This is a genomic window from Ruegeria sp. O4, assembly GCF_056535125.1.
In genome coordinates this window covers 59492-69112 of sequence record NZ_JBQERO010000020.1, presented here as the reverse complement: position 1 = coordinate 69112, position 9621 = coordinate 59492, and the positions used below count along the sequence as shown (strand labels likewise).

The following is a 9621-nucleotide window of genomic DNA, read 5'->3' as shown; positions in this document are numbered from 1 at the left end:
CCTGCTGGCCAACACCCTCACCGCCTGCTGCCGCGCAAACAAACTCCCAGAACCAGAAGGCCTGACCGCCTGATAAACACGGGGGCCGGAGGGGATCCGTCGGACCGGTCCCCTTTTTTTGGCAGGCAAGGTTCCAGCCAAACCGCCCCCAGACCGCCCCATGAGAGCATGGGCAAAGCAGCCTGAATGGGTTTGACAGCCGAACAATTCATGATATCCCTGTATTCCCAGTTGGTTACAGGTGAAGACACTATTGTGTCTGAGGCATTCGGGTTGAGCTATGCTAATTCATGCACAAAAGCGGTATGACGTCTAAAATAAGTATAATCCAGAAGGCATTTTCACCGCAGCGTGTGGCAGCGGGTTTGGTCTTTCTTCCTTTACTTGCATATGCGTTTCCACCCTTTCTTGATTCTGACCTGTCATTTGGATTGCGGCTTGTATTCTGGGCCGGGGTAATGCTCCTTGCTCTGACGGTGACCGGGCTGGTCCGAAAGCTGATGCAGAAGAATTTTGCACTTCTGAACCTTCTGGCACGGGACCTGACATATGTTGTCTTGACCGTGGCGTTGTTCACGCCTTCTTTGTGGATGCTAGCCTGGGCACTTTACATCCTTGGTGGAAATATGGTGCCAGATACCGAACGGGTTGTCGTGTACGGCGCTTTGTTCGCGACAGGCTTGATGCTTGTTCAGCGTAACGACCTGAATGCCTCGGCCAATACTGAATCCGATTCTGAAAAACCACGCCTTGTCAAACGCTTGCCGCCCAGGTTCAACGGGCAGATCTATCGCCTGACTGTTCGGGATCACAACGTAGATGTTGTCACCTCAGAAGGCACCTTCACGCTTCGGTCGCGTTTCACAGATGCAATCGCCGAGATGGAGCCTGTCCCGGGTCATTGTTCGCACCGTTCGCATTGGGTCACCGACGCATCCATTGCAAGTGTCGAAAGAGAAGGCAGCAAAACCTTTCTGAAACTGGTCAATGGCGATCTGGTTCCGGTCAGCCGGAAATACAAGCCGTTGCTGGAACAGGACGGCCTGATCTGAACCTATTGTGGCATTGGCATCATATGCGGATGCGGACCTGTGAGGATCGCCATCGCCTGCGATCCCATGAGTGCCGACAGCACATGATCCGAACTGCGCAGCCCCCCGGTAAAGGTGCCATATGCCGGAAGTATCAGGCGATGATCGTTCAGCAGAAAGGCGGGGCGTGAAATATGACGTCCCTTGACCCTGATCCGGACTTTTGGATGGTAATGGCCGGAAACTTCTCCTCGCGTGGGATCCTGCGCGATATGACGGAAAACAAGCGGGCCACGGTGCCATTCGAACAGATGGGTTCCACCCATCTCAATAGGACCGGGATCGTGGTTCCCCTCAATCCAGATCCACTGACGTCCGGACTGTAAGGTCGCGATCCTTAGCATTTCTGATTTTGGCAGCGCCCGGGCAGCCTCAAGATCATCGAAGCTGTCGCCCAGACATACAATGGTTTTGGCGTTCGTATGCCCCAGGTCGTCCTTCAGGCGGTCCAGCGTTTCGCGGCTGTCATAAGGCGGAAGCGAAGGCCCACCACGCCGCGCCACGCGCTCGGATTTGCCCAGATGCAGGTCCGACACGCACAGCAGGTTCTCGTCTGGCCACCAAAGCGCACCGGAAGGCAAAGCACACAGGCGCTGACCTGCAAACGGAAACTCAAGTTCGTTCATGATACGTTCTTGACCTGTTTCAGAGCCCGGCGCAAGCAGATCAAAGCTGTTCCAACCCCGCTGCTTGCAGCAACCGTGCGCTTTCCTCCGCCAGAAGCCTTTCTTCGGCACTGCCTTTCACCGGCACTTTGCCAACCTCCAGAAACAGAGGCGCTGACAGGGGCGAGACACGCTCGAGCCGCACCAGATCAATTCTGTCGCCAATTCGGGCCAGCATTGTTTCGATCCGACCGAAATCGACAAGCCCGCGCATGGCTTCTTCGCGGGTGATCTGCATCAATAGGTGATCGGGATCGTATTTAAGTAAGGTGTCATACAGGATGTCCGACGAAAACGTAGCCTGCCGCCCGCTTTTGCGTTGCCCTGCCATGTTGCGTTCGATCAGACCCGCAATGGTGGCCGATGCACGAAACGTGCGCTTCATAACGGCGTTACCTGCCAGCCAGGTGTCCAGTCCGTCGCGCAGCGCATCGGGTTGAAGCAACGGGCGGGGATCGGTAACCGCGTCCAGACCCCAGATCAGCGTGGCATAGTCCGTGGCGACAAACCCCAGCGGGGCCAGTCCGGTTTCCTCCATCCGTTTGGTCAGCAGCAGGCCCAGTGTTTGTTGCGCGTTGCGACCAGCAAATCCGTAGACGCACAGATGTTCACGCCCATCGCTGGGAAAGCTCTCGATCAGCAGACGATCACGCTGGGGCAGGCGGGACATCTGGCGCTGCAAATCCAGCCATTCAGCCGTATGAGGGGGAAGCTGTGGCCAGTCAGTTTGGGCAAACATGCGCAGAATGCGGTCGCTGAGTTGCGTGGAGGTTGCGAATTTCGTGCCCGAAAAGGTCGCAATCTTTGGCTTTCGGTCTGCGTGCCGCGTGACTTCGACCACCATCTCGCGCAGTCCCTCATACCGCACGATTTGCCCGCCGATCAGGAAGGTGTCGCCGGGCGTCAGCGAGGCAGCGAATGCTTCTTCAACCTCACCCAGAGGTTTGCCGCCCCGGTTACGTTTCAGACGAACCTTGAGCGTATCCGTGTCCTGAATAGTGCCTAGATTCATACGAATGCGCGATGCGGCGCGTGGGTCGCGCAACTGCCATTGCCCGTCGGTACGCTGCTGCAACCTTTGCCAGCGATCATAGGCTTGCAGAGCATAGCCGCCGGTGGCGCAGAAATTCAGGCAGGCGTCAAACTCTGCCCGCTTCAGCTGAGCGTAAGGCCCGGCGGATGTCATCTCGGCATATAGATCATCTGCGTTAAACGGCCCGGCGCAGGCGGCAATCAGGATATGCTGGCACAACACATCGCGGGGGCCGCGACCGCGGGGTTCTCCGTCCAGGTCATGGGCTTTGGCGGCCTCTAGCGCGGCGACGCATTCGACCACTTCGAAGCGATTGGCAGGCACCAAAAGCGCCTTGGAAGGTGCGTTATAGCGGTGGTTGGCCCGTCCTATCCTTTGCACCAGCCGTTTGACATTCTTGGGCGCGCCGATCTGGATTACCAGATCGACATCCCCCCAATCGATGCCCAGATCCAGCGAACCGGTGCAGACGATCGCGCGCAAGTCACCTCGAACCATTGCCGCCTCGACCCGCTCGCGCTGCTGCCGGTCCAGACTGCCGTGATGGATGCCGATGGGCAGACCGTCATCATTGGCCAGCCAAAGATTGTGAAAGAATATCTCGGCCTGGGCGCGCGTATTGTGAAAGATCAACGTGGTCTTGTGATGCTTGATCTGCTCCAGCACAGCTGGAATCGCATAAGCCGCGCCACCACCAGACCAGGGTGGCATCTGTGACGTTTCCAGCATTCGGATATCCGGGTCCGGGCCGGGGTCGGCCTGTACAATCTGGCAGGGATCAGGGTGGCGGGCCAGAAAGCGGGCAACCGCAGCAGGATCTTCCACCGTCGCCGACAACCCGACGCGGCGCAGATCGGGATTGAGGCGTTGCAAACGCGCCAGCGCCAGCATCAACTGATCTCCGCGCTTGCTTTCAGCCAGTGCGTGGATTTCATCGACAATGATCCGCTGCACCCCTTCAAACATACGCGGGGTATCCTCGTACGAGGTCAGCAACGCCAGACTTTCCGGCGTGGTCAACAGGATATGCGGCGGATCGGCCCGCTGGCGTTTCTTTTGCGTGGCCGAGGTATCACCGGTTCGGTCTTCGATCCTGACAGGCAGGCCGATCTCATCCACCGGGGTGCGCAGATTGCGTTTTATGTCGGCGGCCAGCGCCTTGAGCGGCGAGACATAGATCGTGTGCAATCCATTGTGACCAGCGTCCGCAAGTTCGGCAAGCGACGGCAGAAAACCGGCCATGGTCTTGCCGCCACCGGTGGGTGCAATCAACAGTGTCGCCGGGCTGCATGCGCGGTCGAACATCTCTTGCTGATGCGGGTGGATGGACCAGCCTTTGGTGGAAAACCACGCGGCAATCCGTGCGGGAATCTGCGTCATGAACGCAGACTACCCGCCCCGGAGTGGTAATGGCACGGCGTTATTTGACGATTTTCTCGTCTTTGACGAACATGTTGGCCCAGGCCCGGTCGATCAGTTCCGGGCTCATCTGATAGGGGATGCCTTCGAACTCGCAGATCGAGATCATCTGGTCGATCAGAAAGATCGGTTGATAGTTGGCGTAGATGTTGTTGATGGTCGGGTATTTGACCTTCAGCAGATGCACCAGCGCCGCCTCATCCAGTGGCATCCCGCGTTTACGCGCAACCATGGCGAAAATCTTCAGGAAGTTCTCCTGATTCGGACCGTCGATCTTGATCTTGAAGAAAATCCGGCGCAGGGCTGCCTGGTCAAAGATCTCGTTCGGGTGGAAGTTGGTCGAGAAGATGACCAGCGTATCAAATGGAACTTCGAATTTCTCACCCGATTGCAGGCCCAGGATATCCTTGTTTTCTTCCAGTGGAACAATCCAGCGGTTGACCAGCGCCTGCGGCGGTTCGGCCTGACGGCCAAGGTCGTCCACGATAAAGATGCCGCCCGTGGATTTCAGCTGTAGCGGTGCCTGATAGGTTCTTGCCGTGGGGTTGTAGACAAGGTCCAGCATACTAAGCGACAGTTCACCGCCGGTGACAACGGTCGGGCGTTCACACTGCACATAGCGTGAGTCGAACCGCTTGCGGCGGCGCAGGCTGTTCGGGTCGTCGGCTTCCTGCTCGATCGCGGTATGCACGATCGGGTCGTAGACCGTGATCACCTGACCCGCATATTCGATGGCATAGGGGACATAGACATTGTCCCCCAACGCATCGCGAATGCCGTTCGAGATGGACGACTTACCGTTGCCCGGCGGTCCATACATCAGGATCGACCGGCCTGCGCTGACCGCCGGGCCCAGATGATCCAGCAGGCTGTCGGGCAGAACCAGGTGCCCCATCGCATTGGTCAGCTGGTCGCGCGTGACCTGAATGTTGCGGATCGACTGGCGCTTGACCTGCTCGCGATAGACGTCCAGCGGGACGGGCATCGCACCGAAATACTCGGACTGGCTGAGGGCATCCAGTGCGCGGGCCTTGCCGGCATCAGTCAGCTGATATCCCATCTCGTTGCCACTGTTGGCGTTCAGCGTCCCCGTAGCCTCAAGCAGCTTTTGCTCGCGCGCGATATCGATCAGTTCCTGCGTGACTGCGCCGGGCAGACATATGGCTGCTGAAACTTCTGACACGGTGCTGGTGTTCTTGCGGAATATGGTCTTCAGCAAGATGTCCCGCATCATCACCAGCGGAAGCTTCATTTCGCCTAACCCCTTCGGGGCAGGGGGGGCCATAACAGAGGAAGTCTGCATATTCATGCGCGGTGCTCGTTCGTCAAATTGTAACGCCAACTGCCCGAATAAGGGCGGCTTGAAGGAAAAGTGACCCAGCTTTGTGGCGGGACAAAGGCAGGGGCAAGGCGCGCTGATGATAGTTTACGAACCGAGAACAGTACCCAGAATCAGATACATGGCCAGCGAGCCACCCAGTGCGAACCCCATGGGGAACTGTTTGCCCCGATCCCAACTTTCCCAATGTGGCGCAATGGTGCGCAACCTTGTGATTTTAGCCAAACGATGCGTGACCACGGCGGCCAGAATACAGGCGGTCAGAATAAGCAGCACCAGCTTTAGATCGCCAAGCCAGACAAATGGCGCGGACGCGGCAAGAAACTTAGCGTCGCCCGCGCCCATTGCCCCTGACGCGTTCAGAAGAATGCCGAAAATCAACACCACGGGGATATGCAGAAGGTGCCAGAAATAGATCGGCATCGACACATTGATCAGCAACAGATGACCGCTGACCGCGCCGGTGGACCAGGGCGGGATGGCAACCAGCCCGACCACGACAAAAATCAACGCCAGCGCAACAACTGCATGGTTTTTGATCCGCATCTCGCGCATATCCGTGAAGGCCACGTAAAAGCAGATCGGCAGCACGAAGGGCAGGAACCATGCCGCCGCCGCAGCGGGGATTTGCATGTGTCAGGCCTCTTCAAGCGCACGAAGCGAGCGAACCGCTTCATCGAAATGCTGCGGATGAGTGGCAATAGCCTCGCGGAACAGGTTTTTCGCGGTTTCCACGTCGCCTTGTTTGACTGCGGAAATACCCATCGTATTCAGCAGTAGCGCCCGTTCAACCTGGGTCATCGGCACCACAGGAAGGCTATAGTTGCCCTGCGCTGACCGGGCCAGCACCAGATTGTTCTTGGCAGTGAACAAAGAGCTGTCCTGACGGACTGCGTCGGTAAACAGGCGTTCGGCCTCGGCATACTGGCCACGGGTTAGTTTCGAATACCCCCAATTGTTCATCACGCTGCCCGGGCGGGTGGTCAGCCCAACGGCCGTTTCATAGAAATGATCAGCCCGCTTCCACTCTTTCCGGGAATCCGCGACCACCGCCTCAAGACGGTAGCGTTTGAAGGTTTCGAACGTTGGAGGAACCGAATCCAGAACGGTTTTGGCCTGAGACCAGTCGCCATTTCGTACCAGCGCATCGGCATACTCGACCTTGTCTGCGGCGTTCGTACCCTTCATTGTCGTCACGCGCTTCCATGCTGCTGCCGCTTCGGTGGTGCGTTTTGCGCGTCCCAGGGATATTGCCAACCCGCGCTGAAGATCGATGCGATCAGGGTTTTTGAGTGTGGCGCCGTGAAAATAGGTCACCGCCTCGTTCGGGTCGGCGGCACTCAACAACACATCGTTCAGGTTGGTTTCGTCAATGACGTTCACTTCCTGAAACGTCCGTTCCACCTTTTCCTCTTCGGTTTCCTTTGCACAGGCCGAAAGGATCAGACCGCTGATAATAACAGCCGGAATCAAGAATTGCTGGCGCATTTTTTGCGTCCTTTACTGCTCTTGCCTCGATTACTGGATTTTGCGTAGCGCGAATTGCCCGTCGCCAAGCTGCTCCAGTGTAAATTCTTGTTGTTCTTGCGGGATATTATTAACAGGATTTTCCATTTTTGCGAGTGCTAAGCGCAGATTGTCGCGGATTGCGTCACTTTCGCCATTGTCCAGCGCGTAAGCCCGTTGAAAGACCTGCGCCGCTTCGGGGTACTCCTGTTTCTCCATCAGTAGAACACCCAGATTATTCCATGCAACAGGCCAATCCGGATCGCCTTCCACGGCGCGGCGCAGCAATTTCTCAGCCTGCCCTAAACGCCGCAACCCAAGATTGGCCGTACCCAGAGAGGTCAGGACCTGTGTCGTCATACCCTGGTCCAGCGCGGCGCGGGTAAAGGTATCAAGCGCCAGTTCGTATTCACCGGCAGCCATCAGCCGGTTTCCGACCTCGATATTGTCTTCTGCCTGTCCCCTGGGATCAACTCCCGGCGCATCCAGGCCGTTCGGTGACAGGCCTTCTGTGCAAGAAGCCACCATGGTGCAAACCACGGTGGCCTTAAGTATTCGGCGAAACCCGGAAGGGAAGCACCAGAATTCAGCTGTCATAGGGTTTTATCATCCTGCGCGCCCGAAAGTCGAAATGACATTCGCCGACGGACCGACCAGAATGATCAGCAGTGGCGGAACTGTCAGCATCATTGTGACAAGAGTCATCTTGGTAGGCAACTTGTTCGCAGCCTCTTCGGCGCGCATCACGCGTTTGTCACGCATCTCTGAGGCGTAAACCCGCAATGCCTCGGCAATGGATGTACCGAAAGTCGCCGACTGGATCATCACGGTGACGAATGAGTTCACGTCCTGTACGCCGCAGCGCACTCCGAAATCGCGCAAAACAGTGTCTTTGTCCTTACCGGCTTTCATCTCGTGTGCGACGGTTTCGAATTCCTGAGCAATATCTGGGTAGGAGGATTTCATTTCACCGGACACGCGCACGATGGCCTGGTCCAGTGATTGTCCGGCCTCAACACAGACCAGCATCAGGTCAAGCGTATCTGGAAAGCCTGCGGTAATCGCCTCTTTGCGTGCTTCGACCCGGCGCGTGATCCAGTATTTCGGCGCGAAATAACCGATTGCGGCTGGCACGAATACCCGGATCATCATCTGCTGGCCGGTGAACTCCTGACCGTTTGACAGGACCGTAATCAGCAGAACACCGACAACGATACCAATGATACCCAGCGAAAACTGCGCAAAGTGAAAGAACCGGACCGCATCTTTTGACCGGTATCCCGCCTGACGCAGCTTCAGCTCAACCGCCGAATACTCTTCTTCGTTTTTCGGTTCCAGGAAAGTCGCGAATTTCTCAAGCTGCTCATTGCGGCTGGAGTTACGCAGTTGCTCTTTCTTGCTTTTTTTCGTCGCCCGGGGCGCCGCATTCGACCGCTGAAGCTTTTTCAGAGGATCTTCCGGCTGGCTCATGATCAGTGAGACAGCGACAAGAACCATGATCAGGCCAAGTACACCCACTACGATCAGGGGGCCGAACTCACCCAGGTGTTGGGTCAGCAGGTCATTGATGTTGGTCAGAAATTCCATTGTGCTGCCCTCAGACCTTGATGTTGGTGATGATCTTCATGACGATCAGGTTCAGTGTCAGCAAAATGCCGACAACGAAACACGCAGGGATGAACCAGGGGTGATCCAACACTTCGTCATAATACCCCGGATCCTTGACCAGGATGAAAATCAGACACGCAATTGGGAAGCCAGACAGGAACTTACCTGACCATTGGGCTTCGGCCGTGATCGCCTTGACGCGCCGGAACAGGCGGAACCGCGCGCGGATCACCTGTGCCAATCCAGCCAGAATTTCAGCCAGGTTACCACCGGACTGCTGCTGAATACCCACAGCAACCGCGAGGAACCGAAGATCCTGCATGTCCAGACGTTCGGCCATATCTTTGAGCGCCTCGCCCACATCGCGTCCATAGGCGCATTCATCCGCGATAATACCAAACTCGGTTCCCAGCGGATCCTGAACTTCGTTGGAAACAACCTGAATTGTCGAAACGAAAGGATTACCCACACGAAGCGAACGCACCATCAGCTCAACCGCGTCAGGCAGTTGCTCTTCGATCATGCCCATACGTTTCTTGGCCTTGTGGTTTACCCACGCGTAAACACCGCCAATACCGATGGCGATTGAAATCGCGATGCGCAGCGCCGTATCCGTCGCGGTACCAATGCTCAGACCGACAAATGCCATGGCCGAGACCAGAGCCATGATCATGATCAGCTGACGGGGTGAAAACGCAATCGCGGCTTTTTGAGCCTTGTCAGCAAGCAGCGAATACAGAGGAATGCTCTGTGATTTCATGTGCTGCTGCATTTCCTTGCGCAGCTGCTCCAGAACCTGTTCGCGCCCGGCACCCTTTTCCAGCATGTCCAGACGCCGGTTGACCCGGCTGTTCAGGCTGATGGATTTGCCGAACGCAACCAGATAGATGCCCTCGACCAGGGCAAGAACCCCCACAAAGATGGCGACATAGATGATCGCCTCCATAGGCAATTGCATAC

9 protein-coding genes are annotated in these 9621 nt (G+C 56.8%); 1 reads left to right on the top strand and 8 read right to left on the bottom strand.

What is annotated here, in order from left to right; genetic code table 11:
* Positions 1-458: 458 nt before the first annotated feature.
* Positions 459-1052, top strand: a complete 594-nt coding sequence (locus ACR0J7_RS17505; RefSeq protein WP_480484360.1) for a LytTR family DNA-binding domain-containing protein — start codon at positions 459-461, stop codon at positions 1050-1052.
* Positions 1053-1054: 2 nt separating this feature from the next.
* Here ACR0J7_RS17505 and pdeM read toward each other — a convergent pair whose 3' ends face one another.
* The 8 genes from pdeM to ACR0J7_RS17465 all read right to left on the bottom strand — a co-directional run bounded on the left by pdeM (position 1055) and on the right by ACR0J7_RS17465 (position 9619).
* Complete coding sequence (pdeM, locus tag ACR0J7_RS17500) at positions 1055-1717, bottom strand: ligase-associated DNA damage response endonuclease PdeM (RefSeq protein ID WP_480484361.1); 663 nt, start codon at positions 1715-1717, stop codon at positions 1055-1057.
* A 40-nt stretch (positions 1718-1757) separates the two neighbouring features.
* On the bottom strand, positions 1758-4169 hold the full coding sequence (locus ACR0J7_RS17495) for a ligase-associated DNA damage response DEXH box helicase (protein ID WP_480915116.1): 2412 nt from the start codon (positions 4167-4169) through the stop codon (positions 1758-1760).
* A gap of 40 nt (positions 4170-4209) precedes the next feature.
* Positions 4210-5517, bottom strand: a complete 1308-nt coding sequence (locus ACR0J7_RS17490) for an ATPase (RefSeq protein WP_480900309.1) — start codon at positions 5515-5517, stop codon at positions 4210-4212.
* Positions 5518-5634: 117 nt separating this feature from the next.
* Entirely contained in the window at positions 5635-6180 is a 546-nt protein-coding gene (locus tag ACR0J7_RS17485) for a prepilin peptidase (RefSeq protein ID WP_480473718.1), read from the bottom strand.
* Between the two features lie 3 nt (positions 6181-6183).
* Entirely contained in the window at positions 6184-7035 is an 852-nt protein-coding gene (locus tag ACR0J7_RS17480) for a tetratricopeptide repeat protein (RefSeq protein ID WP_480773933.1), read from the bottom strand.
* Between the two features lie 30 nt (positions 7036-7065).
* The gene (locus tag ACR0J7_RS17475; RefSeq protein WP_480900306.1) at positions 7066-7650 is read right to left on the bottom strand and encodes a tetratricopeptide repeat protein; all 585 of its coding nucleotides are present in this window, start codon (positions 7648-7650) and stop codon (positions 7066-7068) included.
* 9 nt (positions 7651-7659) lie between these two features.
* Positions 7660-8640: a type II secretion system F family protein gene (locus tag ACR0J7_RS17470; RefSeq protein ID WP_480604995.1), complete on the bottom strand. Its 981-nt coding sequence runs from the start codon at positions 8638-8640 to the stop codon at positions 7660-7662.
* Positions 8641-8650: 10 nt separating this feature from the next.
* Positions 8651-9619 carry a type II secretion system F family protein gene (locus tag ACR0J7_RS17465; protein ID WP_267363023.1) on the bottom strand — a complete coding sequence of 323 codons (969 nt, stop codon included), beginning with the start codon at positions 9617-9619 and terminating at the stop codon, positions 8651-8653.
* Between the last annotated feature and the right edge of the window lie 2 nt (positions 9620-9621).

What these genes read in the sequence shown, in the direction of transcription:
- ACR0J7_RS17480 (WP_480773933.1), bottom strand. Translation starts at nt 7,035, where the DNA reads ATGCGCCAGCAATTCTTGATTCCGGCTGTTATTATCAGCGGTCTGATC.
- ACR0J7_RS17505 (WP_480484360.1), top strand. Translation starts at nt 459, where the DNA reads ATGCTCCTTGCTCTGACGGTGACCGGGCTGGTCCGAAAGCTGATGCAG.
- ACR0J7_RS17465 (WP_267363023.1), bottom strand. Translation starts at nt 9,619, where the DNA reads ATGCAATTGCCTATGGAGGCGATCATCTATGTCGCCATCTTTGTGGGG.
- ACR0J7_RS17470 (WP_480604995.1), bottom strand. Translation starts at nt 8,640, where the DNA reads ATGGAATTTCTGACCAACATCAATGACCTGCTGACCCAACACCTGGGT.
- ACR0J7_RS17490 (WP_480900309.1), bottom strand. Translation starts at nt 5,517, where the DNA reads ATGAATATGCAGACTTCCTCTGTTATGGCCCCCCCTGCCCCGAAGGGG.
- ACR0J7_RS17485 (WP_480473718.1), bottom strand. Translation starts at nt 6,180, where the DNA reads ATGCAAATCCCCGCTGCGGCGGCGGCATGGTTCCTGCCCTTCGTGCTG.
- pdeM (WP_480484361.1), bottom strand. Translation starts at nt 1,717, where the DNA reads ATGAACGAACTTGAGTTTCCGTTTGCAGGTCAGCGCCTGTGTGCTTTG.
- ACR0J7_RS17475 (WP_480900306.1), bottom strand. Translation starts at nt 7,650, where the DNA reads ATGACAGCTGAATTCTGGTGCTTCCCTTCCGGGTTTCGCCGAATACTT.
- ACR0J7_RS17495 (WP_480915116.1), bottom strand. Translation starts at nt 4,169, where the DNA reads ATGACGCAGATTCCCGCACGGATTGCCGCGTGGTTTTCCACCAAAGGC.